General features: G+C 74.2%; 1 protein-coding gene. It reads left to right on the forward strand.

What is annotated here, in order from left to right; all coding sequences use genetic code 11:
* On the forward strand, positions 1-18,575 hold an 18,575-nt coding region (locus tag ACZ7L7_RS17625; protein ID WP_472076398.1), incomplete at its 5' end, for a type I polyketide synthase.
* Positions 18,576-18,616 lie beyond the last annotated feature (41 nt).

Genomic DNA, 18,616 nt, shown 5'->3' on the forward strand with positions numbered 1-18,616 from the left:
TGGTGCTCGCCATGGAGCACGGGGTGCTGCCGCGCACCCTGCACGTGGACGAACTGTCCTCCCGCGTCGACTGGTCGGCCGGGGCTGTGGAGGTGCTGTCGCAACCGCAGGACTGGCCGGACTCCGGACATGTGCGCCGCGCGGCCGTGTCGGCGTTCGGTGTCTCCGGAACGAACGCCCACGTCATCCTGGAACAGCCCCTCGCAGATGAGCCGCCCATGGTTGGCGAAGCGGAGCCGGCGCTGGTGCCCTGGGTGGTGTCCGGGCGCAGCCGGGACGCGCTACGGGCGCAGGCCGGGCGGCTGGCCGAGTTCGTCGACCGGGCCGGTGAAGTGTCGCCGGTCGAGGTGGGGGCGGCGCTGGTGCGGTCGCGCTCGCTCTTCGAGCACCGTGCCGTGGTCTGGGGTGCCGAACGGCAGGACCTGGTGAACGCCCTGCGGTCCGTCGCTGCGGGGGAGGCGCCCGGCATCGGGGTGATCGGCTCGGTGGGGGAGAGCGGTCGTACGGCCTTCCTGTTCGCGGGACAGGGCTCTCAACGACTGGGCATGGGGCGGGAGTTGTACGACCAGTATCCCGCCTTCGCGGACGCCTTCGACGCCGTATGCGCGCACCTGGACACCGAACTGCCCCGCTCTCTGCGGGAGGTGGTCTTCGGCGAGGACCAAGAGGTACTGAACCGCACCGAGTACGCGCAGCCTGCTCTCTTCGCCCTTGAAGTGGCTCTGTTCCGGTTGCTGGAGTCGTGGGGTGTGCGGCCGGACGTGCTGGCCGGTCATTCGATCGGTGAGATCGCGGCGGCGCATGTGGCCGGGGTGTGGTCGCTGGCGGACGCGTGCAAGCTGGTGGCCGCGCGGGGCCGACTGATGCAGGCGCTCCCCGAGGGGGGCGCGATGGTGGCGGTGCAGGCCTCGGAGGACGAGGTGTTGCCGCTGCTCACAGGCGAGGTGGGCATCGCCGCTGTCAACGGCCCGCAGTCCGTGGTGATTTCAGGCACCGCGAACAAGGTCGAGGAGATCGCGGGACGCTTCCGCGCCGAGGGCCGTAAGGTCACCCCCCTCCGCGTCAGCCACGCCTTCCACTCACCGCTGATGGACCCGATGCTCGCGGAGTTCCGCGAGGTCGCCGCGAGCCTGTCCTACGGCCGCCCGAAGCTCCCCCTCGTCTCCACGGTCACCGGACTCGCCTCCACCGACGAGGAGTTGACCTCCCCCGAGTACTGGGTCGACCACGTCCGCCGCACCGTCCGCTACGCCGACGCCGTACGCACCCTCGCCGACGAACACGCCACCGCCCGCTTCCTGGAACTCGGCCCCGACGGCACCCTGAGTGCGCTCGGGCAGGACTCCGCGGTCGGCAAGCTGTTCGCCCCGGTGCTGCGCAAGGACCGCCCGGAGGCGGAGTCGGTCGTGGCGGCCGTTGCCGCCGCGTTCACCCTTGGCGCCGAGGCCGACTGGTCCGCCCTCTTCCCGGCCGCCGTCGCGCCGGTGGACCTGCCGACGTACGCCTTCCAGCACGAGACGTACTGGCCGGCCCCCGCGCGTCCGGAGCAGGTCGCCACCGGTGCGGGCGGGACCGACGCCCGTTTCTGGGAGGCGGTCGAGCGCGAGGATCTGGAGTCGCTGGCCGGGGAGTTGGATCTGGAGGCCGAGGTGGTGGGCGCCGTCCTGCCCGCCCTGACCTCGTGGCACCGCCGGAGCCGGGAACAGGCCGACCTGGACGCCCTGCGCTACCGCGTCGGCTGGCACCCCCTCACCGGCGTCCCCACCACCGCCGCTCTCTCCGGACGCTGGCTGGTGATCGAGCCCACCGAGGACGCCTGGGCGCGCTCGGTGACGGACGCGCTCACCGCGCACGGCGCCGAGGTGGAGCGCCTGCCCTACGAGAACGGCACCGGCCGAAGTGACCTCGCGGCGCTTCTCTCCGCCGCCGGGCCCGTCGCGGGCGTGGTGTCGCTGCTGGCCATCGCCGATGGCACGTGCGACGGCGCCCCTGTGGCCGTGCACGCGACTCTCACCCTCGTTCAGGCTCTCGGCGATGCGGGGGTGACGGCGCCGCTGTGGGCCGTCACGCGGGGCGGGGTGTCGGTCAGCCGGTCCGACGGCGCGCCCGATCCCGTACAGGCCGCCGTGTGGGGGCTCGGTCGGGTCGCCGCACTGGAGATCCCCGGGCGTTGGGGCGGCCTCATCGACCTCCCCGCGTCCGTCGACAGCCGCACCACCGGCCGTCTCGCCGCCGTGCTGGCCGGGATCGGGGACGACGACCAGCTCGCGGTCCGGGCGTCCGGCGTCTTCGGCCGTCGCCTCGAACGCGCCACCTCCACCAACGACACCGGGTCCTGGCGGCCGCGGGGGTCGGTGTTGGTGACGGGTGGGACGGGTGCGTTGGGTGCCCGTGTGGCCCGGTGGGCGGCGGGCAACGGTGCTGAGCATGTGCTGCTGGTCAGTCGTCGTGGTGCCGGGGCGCCGGGTGCGGTCGAGTTGCGGGACGAACTCACTGCGGCTGGTGCCCGGGTGACGATCGTGGCTTGTGATGTGGCGGATCGTGCGGCGGTGGAGGGGCTGCTGGCGGAGTATCCGGTGGATGCGGTGGTGCACGCCGCCGGCACGGTCGTGAACACGTCCCTGGATGCCGTCTCGGCCGACGAACTGGCCCAGGTGTGGGCGGGCAAGGTGGCCGGTGCCGTGCACCTGGACGCGGTGCTGGCCGATCGCCCGTTGGACGCGTTCGTCGTCTTCTCGTCCATCGCGGGGGTGTGGGGCAGTGGCGGGCAGGCCGGTTACGCGGCCGCCAACGCCTGTCTGGACGGGCTGGTCGAGGCACGTCGCGCCCGTGGGCTGGCGGGCACCTCCATCGCGTGGGGGCCGTGGGCGGAGGCGGGTATGGCCGCCGATGCCCAGGCGGCGGAGGCGCTGCGCCGCCGTGGCCTGATCGCACTCGACCCCGAGCGCGGAGTCGCCGCCCTGGCGCGGGTGGTGTCCGGCACGGATCCGGTGGTCGTGGTCGCGGACGTGGACTGGGCCCGCTTCACCCCGGCCTACACCAGCGTCCGCCCCAGCGCCCTCCTGACCGGCATCCCGGAAGCCCGGCCCGCACCCGACACCACCCCGGCCGACTCCACGACCGGCACCGGCCTGCGCGAACGGCTCGCCGCGCTGTCCCGTCCCGAAGCCGACCGCGAACTCCTGGACTCGGTACGCGCCGCGGCCTCCGCCGTGCTCGGCCACACCGGTGCCGACGCGGTCGAGGCCACCCGGTCCTTCCGGGACCTCGGCTTCGACTCGCTGACGGCTGTCGAACTGCGCAACCGGCTCTCCGTCGAGTCCGGCCTGACCCTCCCCAGCACGCTCGTCTTCGACCACCCGACCCCGGCCGCGCTCGCCCGGTTCCTGCGCACGGAACTCCTCGGCGACGGGACACAGGACGCCGGACAGAGCCCCGTACCGGTTGCCCCGACCACCGACGACCCGGTCGTCATCGTCGGTATGGCCTGCCGTCTGCCCGGCGGTGTCGCCGGACCGGACGACCTGTGGCGACTGGTCGCCGAGGGCACGGACGCGATCTCCGAGTTCCCGACCGACCGGGGCTGGGACCTGGACGCGCTCTGCGGCACCGGCGACGGCCGCAACGGCCGCAGCCACACCCGCGCCGGTGGATTCCTGGCCGACGCGGCCCAGTTCGACCCCGGATTCTTCGGTATCTCCCCCCGAGAGGCGCTCGCCGTCGACCCACAGCAGCGGTTGCTGCTGGAGGCGTCCTGGGAGGCGCTGGAGTACGCCGCCATCCGTCCCGACGCCCTGCACGGCAGCCGTACCGGAGTGTTCGTGGGCGCGGGCAGCTCCGGATACGGTGCCGGGCTGCGGGAGGTGCCCGAGGGGCTCGACGGACAGTTGCTGACCGGTGTCGCGGGCAGTGTGGTGTCCGGCCGTATCGCCTACACGTTCGGATTCGAGGGGCCGGCCGTCACCGTCGACACCGCCTGTTCCTCGTCCCTCGTGGCGCTGCACCTCGCGGCGCAGTCCCTGCGCTCCGCCGAGTGTGACCTGGCCCTGGTGGGCGGTGTCACGGTGCTCGCGGACCCCGGCGCGTTCGTGGAGTTCAGCGCGCAGGGCGGACTCGCCGCCGACGGCCGGTGCAAGGCGTTCTCCGACGGCGCCGACGGCACCGGCTGGGGCGAGGGCGTGGGTGTCCTGGTCGTGGAGCGGCTGTCGGACGCCCGCCGCAACGGGCACCACGTGCTCGCCGTTGTCGCCGGGTCCGCCGTCAACCAGGACGGCGCCTCCAACGGCCTCACCGCCCCCAACGGCCCCGCCCAGCAGCGCGTCATCCGGCAGGCGCTGGCGTCGGCGGGCCTCACCCCGGCCGACGTGGACGCCGTCGAGGCGCACGGCACGGGCACGGTGCTCGGCGACCCCATCGAGGCGCAGGCGGTCCTCGCCACGTACGGCCAGGACCGCTCCGCCGATCAGCCGCTGTATCTCGGCTCGTTGAAGTCGAACATCGGGCACACCCAGGCCGCCGCCGGTGTCGCCGGGGTCATCAAGACGGTCCTCGCGATGCGGCACGGAGTCCTGCCCCGCACCCTGCACGTGGACGAGCCGTCGTCCCACGTCGACTGGTCGGCCGGGGCCGTCGAACTCCTCACCGACGCCCGGGAATGGCCCGCGCACGAGGACCGCCCGCGCCGCGCCGGAGTCTCCGCGTTCGGCGTGTCCGGCACCAACGCCCACGTCATCCTCGAAGCACCCGCCACGCCCACCGCGCCTGCCGCACCCACCCCGCCCGCCGCCCCCGTGGCGCCCGCGCGGGAGCGGACGACCGACGAACCCGCCCTGCTGCCCTGGCTCGTGTCCGCCCGTACCCGTGCCGCCCTGCGCGCCCAGGCCGAGCGGCTGGCGAACTACCTGGACGAGCGCCCCGGCGCTGCCACCCCCACCGAGATCGCCGCCTCCCTGGTCCGTACCCGCGCGGTGTTCGAGCACCGGGCTGTCGTCCTCGGTACCGACCGCGACGACCTCCTGAACGGCCTGCGCGCCCTCGCCGAGGGCGACCGGAGCGAGGGCACCCTCGTCGGCTCCGCGCTCGCCGACGGCCGTACCGCCTTCCTGTTCGCGGGCCAAGGCTCGCAACGGCTCCGCATGGGACGGGAGTTGTACGACACGTACCCCGTCTTCGCCGACGCCTTCGACGCCGTATGCGCCCACCTGGACGCCGAACTGCCGCGCCCGCTGCGGGACATCGTGTTCGGTGACGACCAAGAGGCCCTCAACCGCACCGAGTTCGCCCAGCCCGCCCTGTTCGCGCTCGAAGTGGCCCTGTTCCGGCTGCTGGAGTCCTGGGGCGTGCGCCCCGACGTACTGCTCGGGCACTCCGTCGGAGAGCTGGCCGCCGCGCATGTCGCCGGGGTGTGGTCCCTGGAGGACGCCTGCCGGCTGGTCGCCGCGCGCGGTCGCCTGATGCAGGCGCTCCCCGAGGGCGGCGCGATGGTGTCGCTGCAGGCCTCCGAGGAGGAGGTGTTGCCGCTGCTCACAGGCGAGGTGGGCATCGCCGCTGTCAACGGGCCGCTGTCCCTTGTGGTCTCCGGCACCGAGGACGCCGTACACGAGATCGCGGAAGCCTTCGAGGCGCGCGGCCGCCGCACCCGGCGCCTGCGCGTCAGCCACGCCTTCCACTCCCCGCTGATGGACCCGGTCCTGGACGACTTCCGGGCCGTCGCCGAGTCGCTGACGTACGCCGCGCCCCGCATCCCCGTCGTCTCCGACGTCACCGGGGAACCCGCCACCGCCGAGGAGCTGACCTCCCCCGACCACTGGGTACGGCACCTGCGCCACTGCGTGCGCTTCGCCGACGGCGTGCGCACGCTGGCCGCGCAGCACGTCACCCGCACCCTGGAACTCGGCCCCGACGCCACCCTCACCACCCTCGCCGCGTCCGGCACCGACCTGGCGGACGCCCTGCACGTGCCCGCGCTGCGCGACGACCGTCCCGAGCCGCGCGCCCTGCTGGAGGCAGCCGCCACGTTGTTCACCCGGGGCGCCGCCGTCGACTGGACGGCCGCCCTGCCCGCCCTCGCCGAAGCGCCGTGCCCGGCGCTGCCCACCTACGCCTTCCAGCGCCGCCGGTACTGGCTGGAGGTGCCCGCCGGCACCGGCGACGCCGCCGCCCTCGGCCTCGACGCCACCGGGCACCCGCTGCTCGCCGCCGCCGTGCGGGTCGCCGACGGCGACGCCGCCGTCCTCACCGGGCGGCTGTCACTGCGCTCCCACCCCTGGCTGGCCGACCACCGGCTCGCCGGGCGGGTCGTCGTGCCCAGCACCGCCTTCCTCGAACTCGCCGTCCACGCGGGCGACCGCGTCGGCTGCGACGAGGTCCGCGACCTCACCCTCCAGGCACCGCTGACCGTGCCCGAGCACGGCACCGTCCGCGTCCAGGTCCGCGTCGGCGAACCCGACTCCCGCGGCACCCGGCCGGTCACGATCCACTCCGCCGACGGCGAAAGCCCGTACGACGACACCGTGTGGACGCTGCACGCCGAAGGACTGCTCGCCCCCGCCGCCGCACGGACGGGCGTGCCGTCGCTCGCCGAGTGGCCGCCGCCCGGCGCGGAAACGGTCGACATCGGGGACCTGTACGAGCGGCTCGCCGCCGGCGACGGCCCCGCGTACGGACCGGCGTTCCGCGCGCTGAAGACCGTACGGAGGCACGGCGACGACGTGTACGCCGAGGTCGCCCTGCCCGACGGCGAGCGTGACGCGGCCCGCCGCTACGCCCTGCACCCGGCGCTCCTCGACGCGGCACTGCAGCCCCTCGGGCTCGGCCTGCCCGCCGGACTCGACGAGCACCTGCTGCTGTTCGCCGTCCAGGGGGCCGTCCTGCATGCCGAGGGCGCCGCGGTCCTGCGCGTCCGTCTCGCCCGTACCGGCGACAACGCCCTGACCCTGCTCGCCGCCGACACCACGGGCGCACCCGTCCTCACCGTCGACTCCCTGCGGCTGCGGCCCGCGGTCACCGAAGAGACGCGTGCGGACTGCGCCGCGGTCACCGCCGAGATCCGTACGGACTCCGCCGAGACCCGCCCGCGCCCCCGCCGCCGCCGCCTCGCCGACGACTCGGCCGCCGTGGGCGAGAGCACCGCTCTCGTCGACCGGCTCGACGGCCGCTCCCCGGCCGAACGGCAGCGCGTCCTACTGGACCTGGTCCGCCGCACCACCGCCGCCGTCCTCAACTACGCCGACCTCGACGAGGTCGAGCCCGACCGCGTCTTCAAGGACCTCGGGTTCGCCTCCATCACCGCCGTCGAACTGCGCAACCGGCTCAGCGCCGACCTCGGCGTCCTGCTGCCCGCGACCCTGGTCTTCGACCACCCGACCCCGCTCGCGCTCGCCGCGCACCTCGACGACGAACTCTTCGGCACCGCGACCCGGGCGGCAGCGCCGGTCGCCGCCCGCGCCCGCCTCGACGACGACCCGATCGTGCTGGTCGGCATGGCCTGCCGCTACCCGGGCGGAGTCTCCAGCCCCGAGGAGCTGTGGGAGCTGGTGGTCAACCGCGGTGACGGCATCTCGCCGTTCCCCGCCGACCGGGGCTGGGACCTGGCGAAGCTGTACCACCCGGACCCCGACCAGCCCGGCACCTGCTACGCCCGCGAGGGCGGCTTCCTGCACAACGCCTCCCACTTCGACCCCGGCTTCTTCGGCATCTCCCCGCGAGAGGCCCTCGCCATGGACCCCCAGCAGCGCCTGCTGCTGGAGACCTCCTGGGAGGCCCTGGAGCGCGCCGGCATCGACCCCGCGTCCCGGCGCGGCAGCCTCACCGGTGTCTTCGCCGGCGTCACCTACCAGGACTACGTGAACATCCTCGGCGCCGCCAAGGACGACTTCGAGGGCTACATCGGCACCGGCAACTCGCCGAGCGTCCTGTCCGGCCGTATCGCCTACGCGCTCGGCCTGGAGGGTCCCGCGCTCACCGTCGACACCGCCTGTTCCTCGTCCCTGGTCGCCCTGCACCTGGCCGTGCAGTCGCTGCGGCAGGGGGAGTGCGAGATGGCGCTCGCCGGCGGTGTCACCGTGATGTCGACTCCGGGCTCGCTCATCGAGTTCAGCCGCCAGCGCGCGCTCGCCGAGGACGGCCGCTGCAAGCCGTTCTCCGCCGAGGCCGACGGCGCCAGCTGGGCCGAGGGCGTCGGCATGGTCGTCCTCGAACGGCTCTCCGACGCCCGCCGCAACGGCCACCCGGTGCTCGCCGTCGTCCAGGGCAGCGCCCTCAACCAGGACGGCGCCTCCAACGGCCTGACCGCCCCCAACGGCCCCTCCCAGCAGCGGGTCATCCGCGCCGCGCTGGAGGACGGCGGCCTCACCCCGGCCGACGTGGACGCCGTGGAGGCGCACGGTACCGGGACGACGCTCGGCGACCCGATCGAGGCGCAGGCCCTGATCGCCGTGTACGGACAGGACCGCCCCGCCGAACAGCCCCTGTGGCTCGGCTCGCTCAAGTCCAACATCGGCCACTCCCAGGCGGCGGCCGGTGTCGGCGGCGTCATCAAGACGGTGATGGCGCTGCGCCACGGCGTCCTGCCCGCCAGCCTGTACGCCGACACGCCCACGGAGGAGGTCGACTGGTCCGCGGGCACGGTACGGCTCCTCGCCGACGCCGTGCCGTGGCCCGAGACCGGCCGCCCGCGCCGGGCCGGCGTCTCCTCGTTCGGCATGAGCGGCACCAACGCCCACGTCATCCTCCAACAGGCCCCCGACACACCCGCCGAGGCCCCCGAGGGCGACGCCGAGGCGCTGCCGCTCGTCCCCGCCCCGCTGTCCGCCCGTACCGCCGACGGACTGCGCGCCCAGGCCGGACGGCTCCTCGCCCACCTGCGCGCCCACCCCGGCACCGCCCTCACCGACCTCGGCCTGTCCCTCGCCACCACGCGCACCGCCTTCGAGCACCGGGCCGTCGTCCTCGCCGCCGACCCCGGCGCATTGGAGCGCGGACTGCGCGACCTCGCCGAGGACCGCATGGTCAGCGACGTCGTACGCGGCACCGACCGGCGTGGCACCGGACCCGTCCTCGTCTTCCCCGGCCAGGGCGCCCAGTGGCCCGGCATGGGCCGTGAACTCCTCGACACCGCACCGGAGTTCGCGCGCCGCATCGCCGAGTGCGAGCAGGCACTCGCACCCTGGGTGGACTGGTCGCTGACCGCCGCCCTGCGCGGTGGACCCGACGCGCCCGACCTGGACCGGGTGGACGTCGTCCAGCCCGTGCTGTGGGCCGTCATGGTCTCCCTCGCCCACCTGTGGCGCAGTCACGGCGTCGAACCGGCCGCCGTCGTCGGCCACAGCCAGGGCGAGATCGCCGCGGCCGTCGTCGCCGGGGCCCTCACCCTGGAGGACGGCGCGCGGGTCGCCGCGCTGCGCAGCAAGGCCATCACCGCCATCGCGGGCGACGGCGGCATGATGTCCGTACCGCTGCCCGCCGAACAGGTCCGCCCGCGCCTGGAGCGCTGGGACGGCCGCCTCGCCGTCGCCGCCGTCAACGGGCCCGGCTCGGTCGTCGTCTCCGGCCACGCCGACGCCCTGGAGGAGCTCTTCGCGGAACTCACCGCCGAAGGCGTCCAGGCCCGCATGGTCGCCGTCGACTACGGCAGCCACTCCGCGCACGTCGAACCCCTGCGCGGCCCCGTCCTCGACGCGCTCGCCGGGCTCGAACCCCGCCCCGCCGCCCTCCCCTTCCGGTCCTCCGTCACCGGCGACTGGCTCGACGACGGCACCCCGCTCGACGCCGCCTACTGGTACACCAACCTGCGCGACACCGTCCGCTTCGAGGACGCCGTACGCGGCCTGCTCGCCGCCGGGCACCGCGCGTTCATCGAGGTCTCCCCGCACCCCGTCGTCGCGTTCGGGCTGCGCGAGACCATCGAGGACACCGCCACCGACGCCGTCGTCCTCGGCACGCTCCGCCGCGACCAGGGCGGCCGGGACCGCTTCCTGACCTCCCTCGCCGAGGCCCACGCCCACGGCGTCACCGTCGACTGGCAGCGCGTCTTCGCCGGCACCGGCGCCCGCCGCGTCGACCTGCCGACGTACGCCTTCCAGCGCCTGCGGTTCTGGCCCGAACTCCGCGACGACGTCGATGCGGCAGCCCCGGCCGAGGTCTCCGACGCCGTGGAGAGCGCCTTCTGGCGGACCGTGGAGGAAGAAGACCTCCACACCCTCACCGCCACCCTCGACCTCGGCGGCGACACCCCGCTGCGCGAGGTGCTGCCCGCACTGTCCGCCTGGCGGCGCGACAGCCGCGAGCGGTCCACCGTCGACGGCTGGCGCTACACCGTCCACTGGACCCCGCTCACCCAGGACACCGCGGGCGCGCCCCCGTCCGGCACCTGGCTGCTCGCCGTACCGGCCGACGGCCACCCCCTGGCCGACGCCGTCCAACGCGCCCTCACCGACCGGGGTGTGCCCGTACGCGTCGTCACCGTCGACGGCGCCGCGAGCGACTGCGACCGCGCGGCACTCGCCGCCCGCATCACCGAAGCCCTCACGGAGGGAACGACTCTCGTCCCCGACGACCTCGGCGGCGTCCTCTCCCTCCTCGCCCTCGACGAGACCCCGCACCACGACCACCCCTCCGTGCCCGCCGCACTCGCCGGCACGCTCGCCCTCGTCCAGGCGCTCGGCGACCTCGGCATCGCCGCACCCCTGTGGTGCGCCACCCGCGGCGCCGTCGCCGTCACCGCCGCCGAACCCGTCCTCAGCCCCGCCCAGGCACTCGTCTGGGGCCTCGGCCGGGTCGCCGCCCTGGAGCACTCCGACCGCTGGGGCGGCCTGATCGACCTGCCCGCCGACCTCGACCGCCGCTCCGGCGACCGGCTGTGCGCGCTGCTCGCCCGCCCCGACGGCGAGGACCAGACCGCCGTCCGCGCCTCCGGCACCTACGGCCGACGCCTCCACCGCGCCCCGCTCGCCGGAGCCACCCCGCCCGGCGAACCCTGGCGGCCGCGCGGCACCGTCCTCGTCACCGGCGGCACCGGCGCCGTCGGCGGCCACGTCTCCCGCTGGCTCGCCTCCCTCGGTGCCGAGCACCTGCTCCTCACCAGCCGCCGCGGCGCCGACGCGCCCGGCGCGGCCGAACTGCGCGACGAACTCACCGCCCTCGGCGCGGGCCGCGTCACCATCGCCGCCTGCGACGTCACCGACCGGGACGCCCTGCGCGACCTCCTCGACACTCTCCCCGAGGACCAGCCCCTCGACGCCGTCCTGCACGTCGCCGGACACCTCGACGACGGCGTCATCGACGCCCTCGACGCCGGCCGCATGGACCCGGTCCTGCGCACCAAGGCCACCGCGGCCCTCCACCTGCACGAACTGACCAAGGACAAGCCACTGTCGGCCTTCGTCCTGTTCTCCTCCACCTCCGGCACCATCAGCGGCCCCGGCCTCGGCAACTACGCCCCCGGCAACGCCTTCCTCGACGCGCTCGCCGCCCGCCGCCGCGCCGAGGGCCTGCCCGCCACCGCCGTCGCCTGGGGCCACTGGGCCGACGGAGGCATGGGCGAAGGCGCCGTCGGCGAACGCCTGCGCCGCTACGGCGTCTACGACATGCAGCCCGAACTCGCCTGCCAGGCACTCCAGCAGGCCCTCGACCACGACGAGACCTACCTCGCCGTCACCGACATCGGCTGGGACCGCTTCGCCCCCGCCTTCACCGGCTCCCGCCCCAGCGCCCTGCTCCGCGACCTGCCCGACGCCCAGCGCGCCCTCGCCCCGGCGGGCACCGGAGGGCCGGGGCAGGCCCCGGCCGACGCCTTCGGCGCCGACAACGCCGACGGACCCGCGCTGGTACGCCACCTGGCGGGCCTGCGCCCCGACGAACGCGCCGACGCCGTCCTCGACGTCGTACGCGGCTACGTCGCCACCGTCCTCGGCTACCCCGGACCGGAGGCCATCGAGCCGACCCGCGCCTTCAGCGACCTCGGCTTCGACTCACTGAGCGCCGTCGAACTCCGCAACGGCATGAACAAGCTCACCGGACTGCGCCTGCCCGCCACCCTGGTCTTCGACCACCCCAACTGCGCGGACCTCGCCCGGATGCTGCTCGCCGAACTCGGCGACACCACGGCCGAAGAGGACAGCCGCCTTCCCGCCCGGGTGGCCGCCGTCGACGACGACCCGATCGTCATCACCGCGATGAGCTGCCGCTTCCCCGGCGGCGCCGACAGCCCCGAGGAGTTCTGGCGGCTGCTCGCCGACGGCGCCGACGCCATCGAGCCGTTCCCCGCGGACCGCGGCTGGGACGTCGACAACCTCTACCACCCCGACCCCGACAACCCCGGCACCTGCACCGCCCGCGAAGGCGGCTTCCTGCGGGACATGGCCGGCTTCGACCCCGCCTTCTTCGGCGTCTCCCCGCGCGAGGCCCTGGCCATGGACCCGCAGCAGCGGCTGCTGCTGGAACTGGCCTGGGAGGCGTTCGAACGGGCCGGGATCGACCCGGTGAGTCTGCGGGGTTCCCGCACCGGAGTCTTCGCCGGCACCAACGGCAACGACTACACCCCGCTCCTCGTCGCCTCCGGCGAGGACGTCGGCGGTCACCTCGGCACCGGCAACGCCGCCAGCATCGTCTCCGGGCGCGTCTCGTACGTGCTCGGCCTGGAGGGGCCCGCGGTCACCGTCGACACCGCCTGCTCGGCCGCGCTCGTCGCCCTGCACCTCGCCGTGCAGGCGCTGCGGGCGGGGGAATGCGACCTGGCGCTCGCGGGCGGCGTGACGATCATGTCGACGCCGGGACTCTTCCTGGACTTCTCCCGCCAGCGGGGCCTGGCCTCCGACGGCCGCTGCAAGGCGTTCTCGGACGCGGCGGACGGGGCCGGGTTCTCGGAGGGCGCGGGGCTGGTGCTGGTGGAGCGGCTGTCGGACGCGCGGCGCCATGGGCGTCGGGTGCTGGCGGTGGTGGCCGGTTCGGCGGTGAACCAGGACGGTGCGTCGAACGGTCTTACGGCGCCGAACGGGCCTTCGCAGCAGCGGGTGATACGGGCCGCTCTCGCGGGGGCCGGGCTGAAGCCGTCGGACGTGGATGCCGTGGAGGCGCATGGCACGGGTACGTCGCTGGGTGACCCGATCGAGGCGCAGGCGCTGCTGGCGACGTACGGGCAGGATCGTGAACGGCCGTTGTGGCTGGGGTCGGTGAAGTCCAACATCGGGCACACGCAGGCTGCCGCCGGTGTCGCGGGCGTGATCAAGATGGTGCTCGCCCTGCAGCACGGGGTGCTCCCGCGCACGCTGCACGCCGAGGAGCCGTCGTCCCACGTGGACTGGTCCGCCGGGGCCGTGGAACTGCTCGACGAGCATGTGGAGTGGCCGAGTACCGAGGGGCGGACCCGCCGCGCCGGTGTGTCCTCCTTCGGTCTCAGTGGGACGAACGCCCATGTGGTGCTGGCGGAGCCGCCGATGCAGGAGGAGACCGGCTCGGAGGACGTCGACGGGTTGATTCCGTGGGTGGTGTCGGGGCGTACGGCTGCGGCGCTGCGGGATCAGGCGGGGCGGTTGGCGGAGTTCGTGTCGTCCGGCGAGGGCGTGTCGGTGACGGGCGTGGCGTCGTCGCTGGTGCGGTCGCGGTCGCTGTTCGAGCACCGGGCTGTTGTATGGGGTGCCGACCGGGAGGAGCTGCTGCGAGGGCTGGAAGCGGTGGCTTCGGGCGAGGTGGCTGTGAACTCGGTCAACGGCCTGGCCCGCCGTGATGTGCGCACCGCGTTCCTGTTCGCGGGGCAGGGTTCACAGCGGCTCGGTATGGGACGGGAGTTGTACGAGGAGTATCCCGTGTACGCCGATGCCTTCGACGCCGTATGCGCTCACCTGGACACCGAGCTGGCGCGCCCGCTGCGGGAGGTGGTCTTCGGTGAGGATCAGGAGCTGCTGAGCCGTACGGAGTACACCCAGCCCGCGCTGTTCGCGCTTGAGGTGGCGCTGTTCCGGCTGCTGGAGTCCTTCGGCGTCCGCCCGGACGTGCTCGCCGGTCACTCGATCGGTGAGATCGCGGCGGCGCATGTGGCCGGGGTGTGGTCGCTGTCCGACGCCTGCAAGCTCGTCGCAGCCCGCGGCCGTCTGATGCAGGCGCTCCCGGACGGCGGCGCGATGGTGGCGGTGCAGGCCTCGGAGGGCGAGGTGGTGCCTCTGCTCACAGGCGAGGTGGGCATCGCCGCCGTCAACGGCCCCCATGCCGTGGTCGTGGCCGGCGAGGCGGAGGCTGTGAACTCGGTTGTCACGCCCTTCCGGGACCAGGGCCGCAAGGTCACCCCCCTCCGCGTCAGCCACGCCTTCCACTCCCCACTCATGGACCCGATGCTCGCTGACTTCCGCAAGGTCGCCGAAAGCCTCACCTACGACGACCCGAAGTTGACCTTCGTCTCCACGGTGACCGGTGAGCCGGTCACCGCCGAGGAGCTGACGTCCGCCGACTACTGGGTCCGGCACGTCCGCCAGGCGGTGCGGTTCGCCGATGCGATACAGGCGCTCGCGGGGCAAGCCGTGGGCCGGTACGTGGAGTTGGGCCCCGACGGCACCCTCACCGCCCTCGCGCAGAACTGCCTGGACGATCCCGCCGTATCGGTACCGCTCCTGCGCAAGGACCGCCCCGAGCCCGAGTCCCTGCTGGCCGCGCTGGCAGCGCTGCACGTCGACGGCGCCGCCGTGGACTGGGCGTCCCGGCTGCCGGAAACCGCCCCCGTCCCGCTGCCGACGTACGCCTTCCAGCGCCGCCGCTACTGGCCGAACCTGACCGGCGTCACCCTCGGCGACCTCGGTTCCGCGGGCCTCGGTTCGGCCGAGCACCCGCTGCTCGGGGCCGCCGTCTCCGTGGCCGGCAGCGAGGAGGCGCTGTTCACCGGACGGCTCTCGTTGCGCACTCACCCCTGGCTGCGCGACCACGCCGTCTCCGGCACCGTGCTCTTCCCGGGCACCGGCTTCCTCGAACTCGCCCTGTGCGCCGCCGGACAACTCGGCCACGACCGCGTGGACGAGCTGACCATCGCCGCCCCGCTCGTCGTCCCGGAGCGCACCGGGCGCCTGGTGCAGGTCAGGGTCGGCGCGCCCGACGAGAACGACTCCCGCACCCTGGAGGTCTACTCGCGGGCCGAGGACGCGCTGGACACCGACCCCTGGACCCTGAACGCCAGCGGTGCCCTCGGCTCCGGACCCGCGCCCGCGGCCGGTGCGGAGGCCGACCTGACGGCCTGGCCGCCGCCGAACGCCGAGGCCGTCCCCGTGGACGACTTCTACGAGCGCTTCGCCGAGGCCGGGTTCGCCTACGGGCCCGTCTTCCGCGGCCTGCGTGCCGTGTGGCGGCGCGGCGAGGAGGTCTTCGCCGAGGTCGGTCTGCCCGACGACCACGAGCGGCTGGCCGGCGGCTTCGGCATCCACCCCGCGCTGCTGGACTCCGCACTGCACGCGATGATGTTCGTGTCGCTGGCCGAGGCCGGACAGGGACGGCTGCCGTTCTCCTGGAGCGGCGTGTCCCTGCGGGCGTCCGGTGCCCGTGCCCTGCGGGTCCGCATGGTGCAGGCCGGACCGGAGGCCGTCGCGCTCCACCTGGCCGACCCGGCGGGCGGCACCGTCGCCTCCGTCGAGTCACTGCTGCTGCGCCAGGTCTCCGGCGACCTCGCCGCCCGCGCCGGGTCCGACGGGCACCGCGAGAGCCTCTTCCAGGTCGACTGGGCCAAGGTCACAGCGCCCGGCACTGCCACCGTCGATGCCGCGGTCATCGGATCGGCCACGGGGCTGCTGCCCGGCGCGGCGGAGTCCTCCAGCTTGGCGGAGCTGCCCGCGCCGGTTCCGGCGGCGGTGCTGCTCCCCGTGACGGCCGACTCGGTTCATGCCGTGACCGGACAAGTGCTGGACGCCGTACAGACATGGCTCGACGACGAACGCTTCGAGGAGTCACGGCTCGTCGTGGTCACCCAAGGCGCTGTGGCGCTGGACGGTGCCCCCGCCGACCCCGCGCTCGCCGCCGTGTGGGGCCTGGTGCGGTCCGCCTGTGCCGAGGCGCCGGGCCGGTTCGCCCTGGTCGACACCGACGGCACCGACGCCTCGCGCACCGCACTCACGGCGGCCCTCGCCTGCGCCGAGCCCGAAATCGCCGTACGCGAAGGCGAGTTGTACGCGCCGCGACTGACCCGTGTCCCGGCAGTCGACGCGCTTCCGGTCCCGGTGGACGAGCCGGCCTGGCACCTCGACAGCACGGAGAAGGGCACGCTGGACACCCTCGCCCTGCTGCCGTTCCCCGAGGCGTCCGCCGATCTGGCCGAGGGCCAGGTCCGCATCGCCGTACGGGCGGCGGGCGTCAACTTCCGCGACGTGCTCAACGCGCTCGGCATGTACCCCGGAGAAGCCGGGCTGCTCGGCGGCGAGGGCGCCGGTGTGGTCACCGAAGTCGGGCCGGGAGTCACCGGGTTGGCCGTCGGTGACCGGGTCATGGGCATGTTCCCCGGCTCCTTCGGGCCGGTCGCGGTCGCGGATGCCCGGACTGTGGCCCGTATTCCGTCGGGGTGGTCGTTCGCACAGGCGGCATCGGTGCCGATCGTGTTCCTCACCGCGTACTACGCCCTCACCGACCTCGGTGAACTGCGTGCGGGTGAGCGGGTGCTGGTGCATGCCGCCGCCGGTGGTGTGGGCATGGCCGCGACCCAGGTGGCGCGTCACCTGGGCGCCGAGGTGTTCGGTACGGCCAGCGTCGGGAAATGGGACACGTTGCGTGCGGCGGGTCTGGATGACCGGCACATCGCGTCGTCGCGTGACACGGACTTCGAGGCGGCGTTCCTCGCTGCGACCGATGGTCACGGCGTGGACGTGGTCCTGGACTCGCTGGCCGGTGAGTTCGTCGACGCTTCGCTGCGGCTGTTGCCGCGTGGTGGGCGGTTCCTGGAGATGGGCAAGACCGACATCCGTGACCCGGGGTCGGTTCCCGGTGGTGTGCTGTACCGGGCCTTCGACCTGTGGGACGCCGGGCCGGACCGGATCGGGCAGATGCTCGCCGAGCTGGTGTCGCTGTTCGAGGCGGGTGTCCTGGAGCCGCTGCCGGTGACCTGCTGGGACGTGCGCCGGGCCCCGGACGCCTTCCGGTACCTGTCCCAGGCCCGTCACGTCGGCAAGGTGGTCCTGACCGTGCCGGCCCCGCTGGATTCGGAGGGCACGGTCCTGGTCACCGGCGGTACGGGTGGTCTGGGTGCGCTGGTCGCCCGGCACTTGGTCGCCGAGCACGGTGTACGGCGTCTGCTGCTGGCCAGCCGCCGCGGCACCGACGCGCCGGGCGCCGCCGAACTCGTACACGAGCTGACCGAGTTGGGCGCCCAGGTCGAGGTCGCCGCCGTCGACGTGGCCGACCACGACGCCCTGGCCGCCACCCTCGCCGGCCACCGGCTCACCGCCGTGATCCACACGGCGGGCGTGGTCGACGACGGCGTGATCCCCGCACTCACCCCGGACCGCCTCACCCGCGTCCTGCGCCCGAAGGCCGACGCGGTCACGCACCTGCACGAGCTGACCCGCGACGCGGACCTGTCCGCCTTTGTCGTCTTCTCCTCCGTCGCGGGCACCTTCGGCAGCGCGGGCCAGGCCAACTACGCCGCAGCGAACGCCTTCCTGGACGCCTTCGTGGCCTCCCGCCGCTCGGCGGGTCTCCCCGCCACGTCCCTCGCCTGGGGTGCCTGGGCGTCCGGGACCGGTATGACGGCCGAGCTGACCGAGGCCGACCTGCGCCGTATGGCACGCGGCGGCATGCGGCCGCTCAGCGCCGAACAAGGCCTGCGGCTCCTGGACGAAGCGGGGCTCGCCACCCTTCAGGCCCCCGCGCACCCGGCGCTGCTGCTGCCCGTCGACCTCGACCTCAAGGCACTGCGCGCCCACGCCGAGGCCGTACCGCCGCTGCTGCGCGGACTGGTGCGCGCCCCGGCCCGCAAGGCCGCCGACACCGGGGCCGCCGCGCAGGGCGAGGCGCAGGACCTCGGCGCACGGCTCGCGGCGCTCGCCCCGGCCGACCGGGAGCAGCACCTGATCGACCTGGTGTGCGCGCAGGCGGCGGCCACGCTCGGCCACGCCTCCGCCGACGAGATCGACCCGGAACAGGCGTTCAAGGAGCTGGGCTTCGACTCGCTCACCGCGGTGGAGCTGCGCAACCGGCTCAACGCGGCCACCCGGCTGCGGCTGTCGGCGACGCTGGTGTTCGACCACCCGACACCGACGGTGCTGGCCGGACACCTGCTGGAGCAGATCAGGGTGCCGGAGGAGACCTCCGGCACCCTGCCGGCCGACGGCCCGGCCGCGGCCCCGCTGCTGGCCGAACTCGACCGGCTGGAGGCCGCGTTCGCCGCGGCGGCCGTCGGCGGCGACGACCACGCGGCCATCGCTTCCCGTCTGCGGACGCTGACGGAGAAGTGGCAGGAACTCGCAACCAAGGGCGACGGTGCCGGACACGACAACGGCACCGGCTCCGGGCGGACCGGAGCGGCGGTCGCCGGCGTGGACGACGGAGAACTCGACTCCGTCGGCACGGCGGACGAACTGTTCGACCTCATCGACAAAGAACTCGGGATGTCGTGATCAGCCGCGGGAAACCGTTGGCATCGGCTCAGGGATGTGGC

The sequence above is a fragment of the Streptomyces sp. NPDC110618 genome (assembly GCF_055657065.1).